This window comes from Pseudomonas sp. Eth.TT006, from assembly GCF_054456575.1.
On sequence record NZ_JBTJEN010000016.1, the window covers coordinates 95,720 to 111,873 of the forward strand.

The 16,154-nt window shown below is 61.3% G+C and carries 15 protein-coding genes; 3 read left to right on the top strand and 12 right to left on the bottom strand.

Features of this window, described 5'->3' with window-relative positions:
• The first annotated feature begins 1 nt into the window (after window position 1).
• A complete protein-coding gene (locus ACXR0M_RS22790) occupies window positions 2–1,621 on the top strand; it encodes a DUF2300 domain-containing protein (protein WP_458833934.1) in 1,620 nt (539 codons plus the stop codon).
• A gap of 3 nt (window positions 1,622–1,624) precedes the next feature.
• Window positions 1,625–2,437, top strand: a complete 813-nt coding sequence (locus ACXR0M_RS22795; protein WP_458833935.1) for a YfaP family protein — start codon at window positions 1,625–1,627, stop codon at window positions 2,435–2,437.
• Window positions 2,438–2,446: 9 nt separating this feature from the next.
• Here the strand turns inward: ACXR0M_RS22795 and ACXR0M_RS22800 are convergent, their stop codons facing one another.
• The 12 genes from ACXR0M_RS22800 to exaC all read right to left on the bottom strand — a co-directional run bounded on the left by ACXR0M_RS22800 (window position 2,447) and on the right by exaC (window position 13,557).
• A complete protein-coding gene (locus ACXR0M_RS22800) occupies window positions 2,447–2,767 on the bottom strand; it encodes a hypothetical protein (RefSeq protein WP_458833936.1) in 321 nt (106 codons plus the stop codon).
• Window positions 2,768–3,013: 246 nt separating this feature from the next.
• Window positions 3,014–3,319: a type II toxin-antitoxin system RelE family toxin gene (locus ACXR0M_RS22805; protein WP_458833937.1), complete on the bottom strand. Its 306-nt coding sequence runs from the start codon at window positions 3,317–3,319 to the stop codon at window positions 3,014–3,016.
• A complete protein-coding gene (locus ACXR0M_RS22810) occupies window positions 3,309–3,548 on the bottom strand; it encodes a type II toxin-antitoxin system RelB/DinJ family antitoxin (protein ID WP_458833938.1) in 240 nt (79 codons plus the stop codon). The genes ACXR0M_RS22805 and ACXR0M_RS22810 overlap by 11 nt, the downstream gene beginning before the upstream one ends.
• Before the next feature lie 443 nt (window positions 3,549–3,991).
• Window positions 3,992–4,738 (bottom strand): S24 family peptidase, encoded by a 747-nt coding sequence (locus ACXR0M_RS22815; RefSeq protein WP_458833939.1) that lies wholly within the window; start codon window positions 4,736–4,738, stop codon window positions 3,992–3,994.
• A gap of 220 nt (window positions 4,739–4,958) precedes the next feature.
• Complete coding sequence (gene ppa, locus ACXR0M_RS22820) at window positions 4,959–5,486, bottom strand: inorganic diphosphatase (protein WP_008052339.1); 528 nt, start codon at window positions 5,484–5,486, stop codon at window positions 4,959–4,961.
• Between the two features lie 112 nt (window positions 5,487–5,598).
• Window positions 5,599–6,411, bottom strand: coding sequence for a M90 family metallopeptidase (locus ACXR0M_RS22825; RefSeq protein WP_458833940.1), 813 nt, complete (start codon window positions 6,409–6,411; stop codon window positions 5,599–5,601).
• A gap of 4 nt (window positions 6,412–6,415) precedes the next feature.
• Complete coding sequence (locus ACXR0M_RS22830; protein WP_458833941.1) at window positions 6,416–7,066, bottom strand: DedA family protein; 651 nt, start codon at window positions 7,064–7,066, stop codon at window positions 6,416–6,418.
• 302 nt (window positions 7,067–7,368) lie between these two features.
• Entirely contained in the window at window positions 7,369–7,830 is a 462-nt protein-coding gene (locus ACXR0M_RS22835) for a GNAT family N-acetyltransferase (RefSeq protein WP_074691599.1), read from the bottom strand.
• Between the two features lie 115 nt (window positions 7,831–7,945).
• The gene (eutC, locus tag ACXR0M_RS22840; protein ID WP_458833942.1) at window positions 7,946–8,770 is read right to left on the bottom strand and encodes an ethanolamine ammonia-lyase subunit EutC; all 825 of its coding nucleotides are present in this window, start codon (window positions 8,768–8,770) and stop codon (window positions 7,946–7,948) included.
• Window positions 8,770–10,170, bottom strand: a complete 1,401-nt coding sequence (locus ACXR0M_RS22845; RefSeq protein ID WP_458833944.1) for an ethanolamine ammonia-lyase subunit EutB — start codon at window positions 10,168–10,170, stop codon at window positions 8,770–8,772. Before ACXR0M_RS22845 ends, eutC begins: the two co-directional genes overlap by 1 nt.
• 190 nt (window positions 10,171–10,360) lie before the next feature.
• Window positions 10,361–11,731: an ethanolamine permease gene (eat, locus tag ACXR0M_RS22850; RefSeq protein WP_458833945.1), complete on the bottom strand. Its 1,371-nt coding sequence runs from the start codon at window positions 11,729–11,731 to the stop codon at window positions 10,361–10,363.
• Between the two features lie 305 nt (window positions 11,732–12,036).
• Window positions 12,037–13,557 (bottom strand): acetaldehyde dehydrogenase ExaC, encoded by a 1,521-nt coding sequence (gene exaC, locus ACXR0M_RS22855; RefSeq protein WP_095048794.1) that lies wholly within the window; start codon window positions 13,555–13,557, stop codon window positions 12,037–12,039.
• 457 nt (window positions 13,558–14,014) lie between these two features.
• Between exaC and ACXR0M_RS22860 the strand changes: the two genes are divergently transcribed.
• Window positions 14,015–15,931 carry a sigma-54-dependent Fis family transcriptional regulator gene (locus ACXR0M_RS22860; protein ID WP_458833946.1) on the top strand — a complete coding sequence of 639 codons (1,917 nt, stop codon included), beginning with the start codon at window positions 14,015–14,017 and terminating at the stop codon, window positions 15,929–15,931.
• The last annotated feature ends 223 nt before the right edge of the window (window positions 15,932–16,154 follow it).

Below are 16,154 nucleotides of genomic sequence, written 5' to 3' on the forward strand. Positions count from 1 at the left end.
CATGAACCGGCCGCTGCTGTGGCTGCTGATGTGTGTGCTTCCTGCGCTGGCGACCGCGCAGGATGAACCACTGCGGCTGGCGTACAAGGGCGAGTTGCTGGCGCTGAATCACACGCAACTGCTCGCCCGCGAGCCGTTGCCGCCGACGCTGGATACGCCGCTGGGCAGCCTGTGGAAAGTGTTCGTCTACGCGTGGCTGGTGGATACCGCTGCGCGCGAGCCGGCGTATGAATGTCGCGGGCAGTCCAAGGAAGAGGTTTATTGCTGCTCGGCGGGCGGCAAGATCGAGCGCGATCAGGCGTTGGTGAAATCCTGCGGCTTGTACTTCGAGCCGGCGCGGCTGGGCATCGCCGCTGCCGAGTGGCGCGCCTATTGGCAGGCGCGGCAGGCGCCGGCGTGGTTGCTGGATTTGCCATCGGTTCAACCGGCGACCCGGGTTTCCGTGGCGGACTTGCTGAAGGTGTTGTCGTTGCTGCCGGCGCAGGAGCAAATGCGTCGGGTGTTGCTCGACGTGGTGCTGAATGCGGCGGATGGCAATCTCGTCGGTGAGCTGGGCGGGCGCTTGCGGGTGAAGACCTGGAGCTGGCTCGGCGATCAGGATCCGCAGTCGCGCCAAGGCGGTTTTGCCGGTTGGACGGCGGACGGTTCGCCGGTCTGGGCCGGTGGGCGGGGTACCAGTCAGATGGTTCTGCGCCACTACGGCCAGGCCTTGTCGACGGCGTTGCCTGCGACGTGGCCGGCGGAGGCGGGACGTTGTGTTGAAGTCGGACTGTTCTCGCGTTATCCGGTTTCGCGAGTGCTGGCGGGTGAGCGGGTGGTGACGTCTGGTCCGTTGCTGGGCGATTACCGCGTCGAGTTCGCCAACGGCAATGCGCTGGATATCCACAGTGCCGGCGAACTGTTTCTGCTCAACGGCAAGCTGGTCGCCAGACTGGATCGCGAAGAGTACGTCGCCCGCGTGCTGGAGCGCGAAGCCAAGCCGGAACCTGCCGAAGCGGCCAAGGCACTGGCCGTGGCCATCCGCACCTACCTGCTGCAAAACGCCACGCGCAACGGCGATTGCCTGAGCATCGACGACAGCAGCAACCGCCAACGCGTCGCTCCACGGCCGGCCTCGGCCGAGTCGCGCAACATCGCCGCATGGACAGCGGATCTGGTCCTGGCCGGCAGCACCGTCACCTATCACTCCGATCAACCCGGTCCGGACAAACTGGCGTGGCAACAAGCCGTCGAACAAGCGAACGCCGGCCAGCGCTACGACGCGATTCTGCTGCACGCCTATCCGCGCGCCAGCCTCAGCCGTTGGGACAATCCGGTGGCGTCCTGCGAAGCGCTGCCCGCCGCGCAAGACTGGCTGCAAAAACAGCGTCGCGGCTGGCGTCCGACGCTGGAGAGCGAAACCGGCTACAACGAAGTCAGCACCTTCGCCGTGTGCAAACTTGCGTTCGGCCGCCCGTTTGTCGACCGCGAACGCCAGCGCATCTACGTGCGCGGCGTGCTGACCTTGCAGGACCGCCTCGACCTGACTCACGAATACCTGCACCTGGCCTTTGAAGCACATCCCAATGGCCAGGATGAAACCTACATCGAAGGGCTCGCCCGTCACCTCTTGCTGGAATAGACCATGACACTCCGTTATCCACAGGTCTTACTGTTGCTCTGCGCGCTCAATGCATTGCCGATGGCAATCGCCGCCGACAGCGTCAAACTCGACACCCCGGTCGGCGGCTGGCGCACTGGCGCGGCCGAGGGCGAAGGCGAAAACTTCCGCCAGACCGTCAACTACCCGGCCTCCTCGGTCAACACCCCGGTCGGCCAAGCCAACACCGCACGCATCAGCGGCGAAATCAAGGCCACACCCAAAAGCAAAGAACCGGGCCGCCTGATCGTCAACGGCGTCAGCATGCCGCTGAAAATCGACGACAGCGGCCGCTTCGACCGCCCGTTCTCCTTCCCCAACGGCAGCAACAGCGTCGAAGTACGCAGCCCCGACGGCCAGCAACGCCACCGCACCCAATTCCTCAACGCCAGCGGCGGCGCCACCCCGGCCAAACTGCGCGTGCTGCTGTCCTGGGACAGCGACGGCACCGACCTCGACCTGCACCTGATCACCCCCGACGGCGCCCACATCTGGTACGGCGACCGCGTCGCCCCCAACGGCGCAGCTCTCGACGTCGACGTCACCACCGGCTACGGCCCGGAAATCTTCGCCATGCCGGCGCCGATCAAAGGCCAGTATCTGGTGTATGTGAATTATTTCGGTGGCGGGTATCGCGGGGGTGACGAGGGTGGCGAAGAGGCGGTGCAGCCACTGACCACGGCGCAGGTGACGGTGATTACCGAAGAGGGCACGCCGAGCGAGAAGATGGAGACGTTTGTGGTGCCGATGCGGGCGGTGGGGGAGTTGACGTTGGTTAAGGCGTTTAGTTATCCGTGAGTCATCCGATCAGTTAGGAAAAACACCGCACAGTGCATTGCCTTCGTAACCGTGGACGATCGGCCCCAGTACCATGAGTGGGCCACAGGCGTAGAGCGGGGATGGCACGGTTTGTTTCGTGTTGAGTAGAACGGTCTCTCTCCCGAATTCGTCACGGCCGAAGGACTGCTCGGAGTACGAATGGCAGACCGGCAGCTTCAGCGGCACCGGGATAATCAGCGCCCAGACAGTGATCCCACACCATTCACGGGTGGGTGTTGATTGTTCTGTTCTGGTGATTTGTGGAGTGATTGAAGGGTCGCTCTGCGCTTTGTAGGCGTCAGTTTTCACTGTGACTTTTTCTGGGAGGGAGATGCCTACACCGACGCATGCAGACAGGCAGAGGCATAACGTTGTTGCGGTGGCGGATTTCAGGAGTGGACTCGGAATGCGGGGGATCAAATTTCAACTTCCTTTTGGAGTCAGTCTTGGGCTTACAGCTTGGCTGACTTTGGATTTCGGTTAGCTTTGGGCACCCGTACTGCTTTGCCGTTGACCTATCCGTGAGTGCAGATTGGGCAGCAGGCTGCTGCCAATTTAAAGCGATTCAGGGTTGGGCAATAACCGGTCCTGTGCCGCCTCATAAGCAGCCTCTCGCTCTCGTTTGCCGATAGCGACAACGAACACCACGATCTCTTGATCAAGCACTTGATAGATCAAGCGATAGCCGGCACTTTTCAGCTTCACTTTGTAGCAATCCGGCAGCTCGCGAAGTCGATTGGCCTCTATTCGAGGATTTTCCAATACCTCTACGAGCTTCTTTTTAAATTGTTGGCGAATCGTATCGCCCAGTTTGTTCCACTCCTTCAAAGCACGACGATCAAATTCAAGGTTATAGGTCATCCAGACTTACCTTGACTCGTTGGGGTGCGGCGAGACGTTCGCTAACTACGGCGATGAGAGCTTCATCTTCTTCGCTGACGAGTGCGGTCTTGAAAGGAAGCTTGCCTCGCTCTGCAACGTATTGAAGCGTTTGCCGCAGTAGCTCCGAGGGCGTGACACCGAGCTTTTCCAACTCAGCGAAGGAGCGTTGTTTCAGCTCGTCATCGATGCGGATGTTGATGGATGCCATGAGTTGATACCTGTAATGACGTTTGTCGTTACGGTAGCAATGAGGGATGCAGGCGACAAGCAGGAATTCAGGTTTCAGACCGTCGGCTTGGCTTTCTTTCAGGCATTAAAAAGCCGGCTTGTGGCCGGCTTCTCGGGGACTGGCTTGGCTTATTTTTGGTAAGCCTTGCCAGCCTTCAAAACGTACACCCGGATCTGCGTCCGGCTGTGGGACTTGGTCAGACGTTGGTCTGCCGCGTCGGGCGTCATCTGGGCCGCGGGAGCGGGTGATGCGCGAATGTGGGGCGCAGGATACTGAGTTTTTTCGGGGATTCCCAGTCTCAACGGCGGAATAGAGCCATTGCGGTGGTAGAAATTCGGGATTTGTACTGACTATCAGGGCCTCTTCGCGGGCAAGCCCGCTCCCGCAGGGTTCTGTGTTGGGGGCCGGGATCAAGGTCGGAATCAGAGAAACGGCACCACCGGGCGGCGTTTGCCCAGGGTCGACCACCAGAATACCCAGCCCAATATATGAATTCGCTGCTCATCGATCTGCGCCGCGCGGAAGATTTCGTCCGGGTGTTCGGCGCTGTTGTGGCTGCGCAGGCGCAGGCCGTTGCCGGGCGTGCGGTGCAGGTATTTGATGCGCAGCATGCCGTCGTGTTCGATGGCGTAGATTTCGCCGTCAACCACCTGGGTCAGGCCGCGGTCGATGCCGACGATGGAGCCGTCTTCGATGCGTTCCCCCATACTGTTGCCGATCATGTGCGCGCAGATGGCGTCGCTGTGGCGGATTTCCAGTTGGTCGAGGTGCGCGCGGGAAAAGCGCATGGTCTGTTCGGGATCGAGGATGACGTGGGTCTTGCCGGCGCCGTCGGGGATCGGCGTTTCCTTGAAAAACGGCAGTTCGATGTCCTTGGGATCGATGACCGTGTAGACGCCGCGGATGGCTTCGGCATCGAAGGTGTCGCCGTTGCTGGCAGGCGTTTGCAGGTGCGGTGACTCTTTGCTGCCTTCGCCGGTTTTCAGCCACTCGCTGTTGACCGACAGCAGGCGTGCGACTTCCTCCATGCGATACGCCGGGACGCCCCGGGTGTACCAGTTATGAATGTTTTGGGCTTCCGTGCCCCAGAACTTTGCGAATCCCGTGGTGGTGATGTTCGCTGCTTCCAGGAGTGCCTTGAATCTTGGACCGCTCGTGTTCTTTCTCATAAACACCGAGTCTACGGCCGGGCCAGAGCGGTTTGAATAAACCGGGCGTTCAAAAAAGCGCTGTATTTTGCGACTGGATGTAAGACAGGCTTGTGGGAAATTACACTCCTTCAAACTTTTCTGTAGTCCCATGTAAACAAGCTGTTTAAGCCGGTTTTTCGGGGCGAAAAAAAACCCGGAGCAACCGGGTTTTTTTCCAGCGTATCCCAGGTCGTGCAGCTTAGCCCTTGTAGGCAGCAACCGACTTGGTGATCGCGTCGCGAGCGGCGTCAGCGCCAGCCCAGCCTTCGATCTTGACCCACTTGCCTTTTTCGAGATCCTTGTAGTTCGCGAAGAAGTGCTCGATCTGCTGGATCAGCAGCGGTGGCAGGTCGGTGTATTCCTTCACGTCGACGTACAGCTGGGACAGCTTGTCGTGCGGTACTGCGATGACTTTGGCATCGCCGCCGCCGTCGTCGGTCATGTTCAGGATGCCGACTGGACGCGCGCGGATCACCGAGCCTGGAGCAACCGGGTAAGGGGTCACAACCAGCACGTCGAGGGGATCACCGTCGTCTGCCAGGGTGTTCGGGATGTAACCGTAGTTGGCCGGGTAGAACATTGGGGTGGCCATGAAACGGTCAACGAACAGGCAATCGCTGTCTTTGTCGATTTCGTATTTGATCGGCGCGTGGTTGGCCGGGATCTCGATCGCGACGTAGATGTCGTTCGGCAGGTCTTTGCCAGCCGGAATCTTGCTGTAGCTCATTGGGCGTTGCCCCCGTAGTTGACCAAAAACACTTGGCCGGATTGACCAAAAAGTGGCGGCGATTATAGGCACATTCCTACGCCGACGCCACGTACCAGAAGTCGTGCAGACCTTAGTCGTGCGCCTGATAGACCGGGTCTGTGGCCTGAAGTTGCCGCAGCCTGCCCAACGGATCCTGCCGGTAGAAAAGCTGCAGTTGCAAGTAGACCTGTGGATAAGCCTCGTGGAGCAGATCCGGGGCGCTGAAGAAGTATTCGCTGGTGACGGCGAAGAACTCGGCGGGGTTTTCCGCGGCGTACGGGTCGATGGCGGTTTCGACGTCGGGATCGCGGTCAAGTTGGCGGTTGAGGTCATCGTAGGCGTGTTGCATGACCTCGGCCCAGTCGCTGACGCGCATGTCGGCGTGCAGCGGCGGCAGGCCGTTGGCGTCGCCGTTGAGCATGTCGAGTTTGTGCGCCAGCTCGTGGATCACCAGGTTGTAGCCTTCCCAGCCACCACTGGCCATCACCCCCGGCCAGGCGAGGATCACCGGCCCCTGTTGCCAGGCTTCGCCGCTGTGCTCGCCGTCCCACTCGTGTTCGATGCCGCTGGCGTCGCGATGGCGCTGCGGGCTGAGGAAGTCGTCGGGGTAAAGGATGATTTCGTGAAAGCCCTGATACCAGTTCAGGTCGCCCAGATTGAGCAGCGGCAACTGTGCCTGCGCGGCGAGCAGCAGGCGCTGTTCCTGATGCAGTTCGACGCCGGGCAGGGCGGTCAGGTGTTTGTCTTCGAGAAACAGCACGCTGGCTTCACGCAGCCACTGGTCCTCGGCGGCGCTGATGCCGTCGAGGAAGCTCAGATGGTGGCGCACCCGTTGCCACAGGTCGTCGGCAATCGGGTGCCTGGCCAGGATGCGCCGGCGACGCCAGGCGCTCAGGGACCACATCGGCTCAGCGGGTTTCGACTTTGGCGCCGCCGAAACGGCTGCGCACTACACCGATGATCATCGGGATCAGCGACAGCAGAATGATCCCGACCACCAGTAGCGACAGGTTCTTCTTGATAAAGGGCACGTTGCCGAAGAAGTAACCCAGGGTCACCAGACCGCCGACCCAGAGGATGGTGCCGAGTACGCTGAAGGCGAAGAAACGCGGGTAAGGCATTCTGCCGACACCGGCGACGAACGGCGCAAACGTGCGGATGATCGGCAGGAAACGCGCCAGCGTCACAGTTTTGCCGCCGTGCTTGTCGTAGAAATCGTGGGTCTTCTGCAGGTAGTCGCGGCGGAAGATTTTTGAATTCGGGTTACTGAAGAGTTTTTCCCCCGCGGTTCGCCCGATCACGTAGTTGGTGCTGTCGCCGAGGATGGCCGCGAGCATCAGCAGGCCGCCCAGCAGCACCGGGTCCATGCCACCGCCCGCCGCCACGGCACCGGCGATGAACAGCAGCGAGTCGCCCGGCAGGAACGGCATCACCACCAGACCGGTTTCACAGAAGATGACAGCGAACAGAATCGCGTAGATCCACGGCCCGTAGTTGGTGACCAGCAAATCGAGGTACACGTCGAGATGCAGAATAAGGTCGAGCGGGTTGAAATCCATGGAGGCACCTGTGGTGACGGCCCGACTCGGCAGGCCTGTGCGAATGATTTGGGCGTAAGCCTACAGCGGGGTGTAGTTTTTCTTACAAGCCGGAAAGCTCGGGATTATACGGTCTGAGAGGTGAAAAGCGCGTTGGTTTTGTAGCGGGGGATGTCGGGGTGTGAAGATTTGTCAGGTGGGTGTTGAGTTGGTTGTTACAGGTAGAGCACCAGGCAAAAGTCAAAAGATCGCAGCCTTCGGCAGCTCCTACAGGGGGGAACGTATTCCAGTGCAGGAGCTGCCGAAGGCTGCGATCTTTTGATTCAGAGCTCTTCGCTGATCGGCAACACGTAGTTCTTGAACTCGGTGTCTTCCTTGAAGCCGATGGATTCGTAGGTCTTCTGCGCCACTTCGTTATCGGCACTGGTGGAGACGCGCATGCGCACGGCCTGGGTTTCCTTGGCCATTTTCTTCGCGGTGCGGATCAGGTTGTCGGCCACCAGCTGGCGGCGGGCGTCTTCGGCGACATAGATGTCGTTGAGGATCCACACGCGCTTGAGCGACAGCGAGGAGAAGCTTGGATACAGCTGGCAGAAGCCCATCAGCTTCTTGTCGTCATCGTCGGCCAAGGCCAGATAGATCACCGATTCCTTGCGGCGCAGGCGTTTTTCCAGGAACGCCCGGGAGGAATCCGGGTAAGGCAGGGAGCCGTAGAACTCGCGATATTTGACGAACAACGGGGTCAGCAAATCCAGGTGTTCGAGGGTCGCTTGAATAATCCGCATGATAGGTCTCGTCTTCAAGTGGCTGTCTTCAACTGCTCTGACGGCGATGGGAAACCCTGGCGGCCGTGCGTCGATCCTGCCTGAAAGCAGCGCAGAAACGCAATGCGGAACCGGTTCAGGTGGTGGACGGGCCCAGCAGGAAATTTCCCTTCATGTCCGTAGCGGCGTCCGACTCCAGGGTCTGCACCTGTGCCTCATCCTTCAGATTGACCCCCGACAATTGCCGGCGGCAGGCCTCGCGCATCAGATACAGCAGGCGATGCGCCGCCATGCCGTAGCTCAAGCCTTCAAGCCGCACGTTGGAGATGCAATTGCGGTAGGCATCGGTCAACCCGACCTTGGGATTGTAGGTGAAATACAAACCCAGACTGTCGGGCGAGCTGAGGCCCGGGCGCTCGCCGATCAGCATCACCACCATTTTGGCCCCGAGCAACTGGCCGATTTCGTCACCGACGGCGACCCGGCCCTGTTCCACCAGCACCACCGGGGCCAGTGACCAGCCATCGGCGCTCATCTGTTCTTCCAGGCGGGTCAGAAACGGCAAGGTATGCCGATGCACCGCCAGCGCCGACAGGCCGTCCGCCACCACAATCACCAGATCGACGCCACCCGGATGCGCTTGCGCGTACTCACGCAGGCGCTGCGCCGACTTCTCGCTGAGCTTGCGCCCCAGATCCGGCCTTTGCAGGTAGCTGTTGCGATCGGTCGCCGCGCTGTGCAGCAACAGGCTCTCGCGTCCGCGTTCGCTGAGTTGCGCGCTGAGCCCGGCATGATCGAACGGAAGATGCACCGCATCCCGTGCTTGCGCATGAGCGAACTGGAAATCCAGCTGCGCGCTGGTCGGCAGGCTGGTGCCGGTGCGGCCGAGGGCGATACGCGCCGGGGTCAGGCGACGCAGTTCCAGCCACGGGTTTTGCGGATCGACAGGTAGTTTTTCCATCACACTCCTCCCAGTTGCGCCAATGCCTGGCGGAAGGCCGGCGGCAGGTTGTTGCCAAAGCGAACCTTGCCGTCCGCCTGGGTGAAGATGCCCATGTTCGCCAGCCACTGCTCGAACTCCGGCGCCGGTTTCAGGCCCAGGGTCTGGCGCGCGTAGAGCGCATCGTGGAACGAGGTGGTCTGGTAATTGAGCATGATGTCGTCGGAACCGGGGATGCCCATGATGAAGTTGATCCCGGCAACCCCCAGAAGGGTCAGCAGGGTGTCCATGTCATCCTGATCGGCTTCGGCGTGGTTGGTGTAGCAGATGTCGCAGCCCATCGGCACGCCGAGCAACTTGCCGCAAAAATGGTCTTCGAGCCCGGCGCGGATGATCTGTTTGCCGTTGTACAGGTATTCCGGGCCGATGAAGCCGACCACGGTGTTCACCAGAAACGGCTTGAAATGCCGCGCCACGGCGTAAGCGCGGGTTTCGCAGGTCTGCTGATCGACACCGTGATGGGCGTTGGCCGACAGCGCGCTGCCCTGACCGGTCTCGAAATACATCAGGTTCTGCCCGAGCGTGCCGCGCTTGAGGCTCAGCCCGGCGTCGTAACCTTCCTGCAGCACATTGAGGTTGATGCCGAAACTGGCGTTGGCCGCTTCGGTGCCGGCGATCGACTGAAACACCAGATCCAGCGGCACGCCACGGTTGATTGCCTCGATCGAGGTGGTGACGTGGGTCAGCACGCAGGCCTGGGTCGGGATGTCGTAGCGCTGGATGATCGCATCGAGCATTTCCAGCATCGCGCAGATCGAGGCGATGCTGTCAGTGGCCGGGTTGATGCCGATCATCGCGTCGCCGTTGCCGTACAGCAGGCCGTCGAGAATGCTCGCGGCGATGCCGGACGGCTCGTCGGTCGGATGGTTCGGTTGCAGGCGGGTCGACAGGCGCCCGCGCAGACCGAGGGTGCCGCGAAATTTCGTCACCACGCGGATCTTCTGCGCCACCAACACCAGATCCTGCACGCGCATGATCTTCGACACGGCGGCGACCATTTCCGGGGTCAGGCCCGGGGCGAGGGCGCGCAGGCTGGTTTCATCGGCGGCGTCGCTGAGCAACCAGTCGCGGAAACCACCGACGGTGAGGTGGCTGACCACGGCGAAGGCCTGTTTGTCGTGGGTGTCGATGATGAGTCGGGTGACTTCATCGGCTTCGTAGGGAATCAGCGCCTCCTGCAGAAAGTGCGTCAGCGGGATGTCGGCCAAGGCCATTTGCGCGGCCACGCGTTCGCCGTCATTGAGCGCGGCGACGCCGGCCAGAAAATCCCCGGAGCGCGCCGGGCTGGCCTTGGCCATGACGTCCTTGAGGCTGTCGAAGCGATAGGTCTGGGCGCCGACGGAATGGGCAAATGCGGCCATGGGGCGGTGTCCTCCTGATTCTGTGGATAACTCGGTCCTTTGTGGGAGCGGGCTTGCTCGCGAAGGCGTCGTGCCAAACGACATGGTTGTTGGATGACACACCGCATTCGCGAGCAAGCCCGCTCCCACACGGGATCTTCATGCACTTCTATATAGCGGGCACCGGGCGACAGGCCCAGTGCCGGTGCAACTAGATACCTTCGAGCATAGCGTCTGCCGGGGCTTCGGCGCGTTGCTTGGCGGTCAGCTGGAAGTACAGGTAGCCAGCCGCCATGAAGCCCAGGAATACACAGCCGATCAGCGTGTTGAACCACGCCATCGCCACCAGGCACACCAGCGCCAGGAAAAGTGCAATCGCCGGCACCACCGGGTAGCCCGGGGCGCGGAAGGTGCGTTCCAGCTTCGGTTCGGTTTTGCGCAGTTTGAACAGGCTGAGCATGCTGATGATGTACATCACGATTGCACCGAACACCGACATGGTGATCATCGCCGCGGTCAGGGTCATGCCCTGCAGATTGACCAGGCCGTCGCTGTAGATCGCCGCGATGCCGATCACCCCACCGGCCAGAATCGCCCGGTGCGGGGTGTGGAAGCGCGACAGCTTGGCCAGGCTTTTCGGCAGGTAACCGGCGCGGGCGAGGGCGAAGAACTGCCGCGAGTAACCGAGGATGATCCCGTGGAAACTCGCCACCAGACCGAACAGGCCGATCCACACCAGCATGTGCATCCACGTCGAGTTGTGGCCGACCACGGCTTTCATCGCCTGTGGCAGCGGGTCATTGATGTTCGACAGCTGGCGCCAGTCGCCGACGCCGCCGGCCATGACCATCACGCCGATGGCGAGGAACACCAGGGTCAGAATGCCGCTGACGTAGGCTCGGGGAATCGTGCGTTTCGGGTCCTTGGCTTCTTCGGCCGCCATGGCCGCGCCTTCGATGGCGAGGAAGAACCAGATCGCGAACGGAATTGCCGCGAAGATTCCGGGGATCGAACCCAGGGTGAATTCGTTGGAGCCCGACCAGCCGTTGAGCACGAAGTTGCTGAAGCTGAAGCCCGGTGCGACCACGCCCATGAACACCAGCAGTTCGGCGACTGCCAGCACGGTGACCACCAGTTCAAAAGTCGCGGCGATGCTGACGCCGAGGATGTTCAGGGTCATGAACACGAAATACGCGCCGACCGCCGCGATCTTCGGATCAAGTTCCGGGTATTGCACGTTGAGATAGGCACCGATCGCCATGGCGATGGCCGGCGGGGCGAACACGAATTCGATCAGGGTGGCGATGCCGGCAATCAGCCCGCCTTTCTCGCCGAACGCCCGCCGGCTGTAGGCAAACGGCCCGCCCGCGTGAGGAATCGCGGTGGTCAGTTCGGTGAAACTGAAGATGAAGCAGGTGTACATGGTCGCGACCATCAGCGCCGTGACCAGAAAACCGAGGGTGCCGGCAGTGCCCCAGCCGTAACTCCAGCCGAAGTATTCGCCGGAAATCACCAGGCCGACGGCAATGCCCCAGAGGTGCAGGGTGCCGAGTGTGGGTTTGAGCTGTGTGGTGGAAGTCATAAGTCCTCGCTGTTTTTTATTGTTCGATCTGTTGGACTTTCGGGTGCACGGGTTGGGTGGATGGATGCTGTTCACGCAGCGGCAGTGTTCGTGCAAAACCTGAATGACGGGTACGCAAGGGCCGTGCCAGAGCGGCCAGGCCTATGAGTTGTGTCATTGAGGACGCCTTCGCGAGCAAGCCCGCTCCCACATTGGATTTGTGCTGTATCCAACAGTGTGGGCCGACGCACGTCCCCTGTGGGAGCTGGCTTGCCAGCGATAGCTATTTGGAGGGCAACACAGAATCGTCTGTGTCGCCCAGGGTTTTAGAAGAAACCCAACGGATTGATGTCGTAGCTGACCAGCAGGTTTTTGGTCTGTTGATAGTGATCGAGCATCATCTTGTGAGTCTCACGGCCGACGCCGGACTTTTTGTATCCGCCGAACGCAGCGTGCGCCGGGTACAGGTGATAGCAGTTGGTCCAGACGCGACCGGCCTTGATCGCGCGGCCCATGCGGTAGGCGCGGTTGATGTCGCGGGTCCACAGGCCGGCGCCGAGGCCGAACTCGGTGTCGTTGGCGATCGCCAGAGCTTCGGCTTCGTCCTTGAAGGTGGTGATGCTCACTACCGGGCCAAAGATTTCTTCCTGGAACACGCGCATCTTGTTGGTGCCCTTGAGCAGGGTCGGCTGGATGTAATACCCGGTCGCCAGACTGCCCTCGAGTTTTTCCACCTTGCCGCCGGTCAGCAGCTCGGCGCCTTCGCCCTTGGCGATTTCCAGGTACGAAAGGATCTTGTCGAATTGCTGCTCGGATGCCTGCGCGCCGACCATGGTGTCGGTGTCCAGCGGATCGCCGCGTTTGATCTGGCTGACTTTCTTCATCACCGCTTGCATGAATTCGTCGTAGATCGATTCCTGTACCAGCGCCCGCGATGGGCAGGTGCACACTTCGCCCTGGTTGAAGAACGCCAGCACCAGACCTTCAGCGGCTTTTTCGATGAAGCTTGGCTCGGCCTGCATGATGTCCTCGAAGAAGATGTTCGGCGATTTGCCGCCCAGTTCCACGGTGGACGGAATGATGTTTTCAGCCGCGCATTTCATGATGTGCGAACCGACCGGGGTCGAGCCGGTAAACGCGATCTTGGCAATGCGCTTGCTGGTGGCCAGCGCTTCGCCGGCCTCTTTGCCGAAACCTTGCACGACGTTGAGCACGCCCGGCGGCAGCAGATCACCGATCAGCTCCATCAGCACGCAGATGCCCAGCGGCGTCTGCTCGGCAGGTTTGAGCACCACGCAGTTGCCGGCGGCCAGCGCCGGGGCGAGTTTCCATGCGGCCATCAGCAGCGGGAAGTTCCACGGAATGATCTGGCCGACCACGCCCAGCGGTTCATGGATGTGATAGGCCACGGTGTTGCCGTCGATCTCGGCAGCGCTGCCTTCCTGGGCACGCAGGCACCCGGCGAAGTAGCGGAAATGGTCGGCGGCCAGCGGAATGTCGGCGTTAAGGGTTTCGCGGATGGCTTTGCCGTTGTCCCAGGTTTCGGTGATCGCCAGCAGTTCGAGGTTCTGTTCGATGCGGTCGGCGATTTTCAGCAGGATCAGCGAGCGCGCCTGCACCGAGGTCGCGCCCCACGCGTCGGCAGCGGCGTGGGCGGCGTCCAGGGCTTTGTCGATGTCTTCGGCAGTGGAGCGGGGGAATTCGGCAATCGGCTGGCCATTCACTGGCGAGGTATTGGTGAAGTACTGACCTTTGACAGGCGCGACAAACTCGCCGCCGATGTAGTTACCGTACTTGCTCTTGAACGAGACTTTGGCGCCTTCAGTACCGGGGTGAGCGTAACGCATGATGATGTTCTCCTTGGCTTTGTACTTATTAGAGAAACGCGCAAGTGCGCTTGGTATAAGCGTAGAGCAAAGGTCGGGCCACTGCCGTGCAGGGCTGGCAAATCAAGGCCTTGCGGATTTTTGGTCTGACCGGCGGGCAATGCCTGTGATGGTTGCGGTACAGCGGGGGTGACAGTGTGTACCGCTTTTGGCACAGCCCGTGACCGGCCAGTCTTGCCAGCATTGCAATGGCCGTGCGGCTGGAGGATGCTGACTGCAAATCGCCCAGATGCACCTTTGTGGCGAGGGGATTTATCCCCGATGGGTTGCGAAGCGACCCCGATCAAAACACCAGAGATTCACCGCATACACCGGATTCACGACTGCTGCGCAGCCGATCGGGGATAAATCCCCTCACCACAAGGTATGTGCCCGCCAATAAAAGAGGCGGCACTGATCTCGGGGAGAATAATAAGAAATGCACGACAACCATTTGAGTCGCCATGCCCAACAGGTGCTAACAGTGACCCAGGGCAAGCCGCACCTGCACGGGCCCGGTGCCGATCCGTCGATTGCCCGCTCGTGGCTGCGCTGTCTTGAGGACTATCACCTGGACCCGGCCCTGGCCATGGCGCCCACCGTGCTGGAACACGGGCGCGTGTTGGAAAGCCGCGAGCGCCTGCAACAGGTGTTGCAGATCGCCGGCAATGAAATGAGCAGCCTGCATCAACAACTGTCCGGCGCTGGCCACGCGGTGCTGCTAACCGATGCGCGCGGGGTGATCCTCAACTGCGTCACCGCTCCCGCCGAACGCAAGATTTTCGAACGCGCCGGTCTCTGGCTCGGCGCCGACTGGAGCGAAGCCTGCGAAGGCACTAACGGCATCGGTACCTGCCTGGTCGAGCGTCAGGCGCTGACCATTCACCAGGACGAACACTTTCGCGGGCGCCACACCGGCCTGACCTGCTCGGCGAGTCCGGTGTTCGATCCGCACGGCGAATTGCTCGCAGTGCTCGACGTGTCCTCGGCGCGCCACGACGTATCGCGACAAAGCCAGTTCCACACCATGGCGCTGGTCAACCTCTCGGCGAAGATGATCGAGAGCTGCTATTTCCTGCGTTGCTTCGATAACCAATGGTTGCTGCGTTTTCATCTGCAGGCCGAATCGGTCGGCCTGTTCAGCGAAGGTCTGCTGGCATTTGACGGCGAAGGGCGGATCAGTGCGGTCAACCAGAGTGCGCTGAACCTGCTGGGACAGGTTCGCGGTGGCTTGCTCGGCAAACCGGTGGAAACGTTCTTCGATTGCTCGCTGGATGAACTGCTTGGTCGCGCCAGCGCCAATGCCAGCGCCAGTTGGCCACTGCGCACCCGCGATGGCCGGCACCTGTTTGCCCTGTTGCGCGGCGAATCGCGCAAACCGCTGCCAAGCACACCGGCCCCGGTGGTGACCAAGGCGCAACCGTTGGCGGGCATTTGCCTTGGTGACGCGGCACTGCAAGCGGATTTTCGCAAGGCGCTGCGGGTGTTCGAGCGTGACGTGCCGCTGCTGATCAACGGCGAAACCGGTTCCGGCAAAGAAGCCTTCGCCAAGGCGGTGCATCACGCCAGCCAGCGTGCCAGCAAAGCCTTCGTCGCCCTTAACTGCGCGGCGATTCCTGAAAGCCTGATCGAGAGCGAACTGTTCGGCTATCGCGGCGGCAGTTTTACCGGCGCGCGCAAGGATGGCATGCGCGGCAAGTTGCAACAGGCCGATGGCGGCACGCTGTTTCTCGATGAAATCGGCGACATGCCGCTGGCGCTGCAGACCCGTTTGCTGCGGGTGCTGGAAGACCGCCAAGTGGTGCCGATTGGCGGCGAGCCTGAGGCGGTCAACGTGCGGATCATCAGCGCCACCCACCGCAATCTGCTGGAACGGGTCGAAGACGGCAGTTTCCGCGAAGACCTGTATTACCGGCTCAACGGCCTCGAAGTCGCGCTGCCGGCGTTGCGCGAGCGCAGCGACAAGGCGCAATTGCTGGATTTCCTGCTGGCCGAGGAGGCAGCCGGGGAAGTGATCGTGATCGACGAACCGGCGCGCCAGGCGTTACTGGCCTTCAACTGGCCGGGCAACGTGCGCCAGTTGCGCAATGTCCTGCGTACGCTGGCGGCGTTGTGCGATGACGGGCGGATCGGGCTGGAGGATTTGCCGGCGATGATTCGGCAGGCACAGCCGGCGCAGGAGCCGATGCCCTCCGAGTCCGAACATCCACTGGCGGACGCCGAACGTCTGGCGTTGCTCGGTGTGCTGGAGCAGACCCGCTGGCACATGACCCACACCGCCGAGCAGCTCGGCATCAGCCGCAATACGCTCTATAGAAAGCTGCGCAAACATGGAATTGAGCGCCGTGCCAGCTAGAAGCCCCTCACCCTAACCCTCTCCCCGAGGGAGAGGGGACTGACCGCGGTGATCTGGATATTTACGCCGACCTGAGTTGTCGAGTCGAACTCAGGCTTTGCAAGCGGCCGAAGTCGGCTCCCTCTCCCTCGGGAGAGGGCTGGGGTGAGGGGCCGCAATCCACAGGCGAGCCAAAATGCCAGGTCCACCCAGCCCCGCCCCTCACCTAAAGAGTGCGATTTTT

Coding starts and splice junctions, on each gene's coding strand:
- exaC (WP_095048794.1), bottom strand. CDS start 13,557: ATGCGTTACGCTCACCCCGGTACTGAAGGCGCCAAAGTCTCGTTCAAG.
- ACXR0M_RS22810 (WP_458833938.1), bottom strand. CDS start 3,548: ATGGCATCCATCAACATCCGCATCGATGACGAGCTGAAACAACGCTCC.
- eutC (WP_458833942.1), bottom strand. CDS start 8,770: ATGGAAAAACTACCTGTCGATCCGCAAAACCCGTGGCTGGAACTGCGT.
- ACXR0M_RS22790 (WP_458833934.1), top strand. CDS start 2: ATGAACCGGCCGCTGCTGTGGCTGCTGATGTGTGTGCTTCCTGCGCTG.
- ACXR0M_RS22830 (WP_458833941.1), bottom strand. CDS start 7,066: ATGGATTTCAACCCGCTCGACCTTATTCTGCATCTCGACGTGTACCTC.
- ACXR0M_RS22825 (WP_458833940.1), bottom strand. CDS start 6,411: ATGTGGTCCCTGAGCGCCTGGCGTCGCCGGCGCATCCTGGCCAGGCAC.
- ACXR0M_RS22795 (WP_458833935.1), top strand. CDS start 1,625: ATGACACTCCGTTATCCACAGGTCTTACTGTTGCTCTGCGCGCTCAAT.
- ppa (WP_008052339.1), bottom strand. CDS start 5,486: ATGAGCTACAGCAAGATTCCGGCTGGCAAAGACCTGCCGAACGACATC.
- ACXR0M_RS22815 (WP_458833939.1), bottom strand. CDS start 4,738: ATGAGAAAGAACACGAGCGGTCCAAGATTCAAGGCACTCCTGGAAGCA.
- eat (WP_458833945.1), bottom strand. CDS start 11,731: ATGACTTCCACCACACAGCTCAAACCCACACTCGGCACCCTGCACCTC.
- ACXR0M_RS22860 (WP_458833946.1), top strand. CDS start 14,015: ATGCACGACAACCATTTGAGTCGCCATGCCCAACAGGTGCTAACAGTG.
- ACXR0M_RS22805 (WP_458833937.1), bottom strand. CDS start 3,319: ATGACCTATAACCTTGAATTTGATCGTCGTGCTTTGAAGGAGTGGAAC.
- ACXR0M_RS22835 (WP_074691599.1), bottom strand. CDS start 7,830: ATGCGGATTATTCAAGCGACCCTCGAACACCTGGATTTGCTGACCCCG.
- ACXR0M_RS22845 (WP_458833944.1), bottom strand. CDS start 10,170: ATGGCCGCATTTGCCCATTCCGTCGGCGCCCAGACCTATCGCTTCGAC.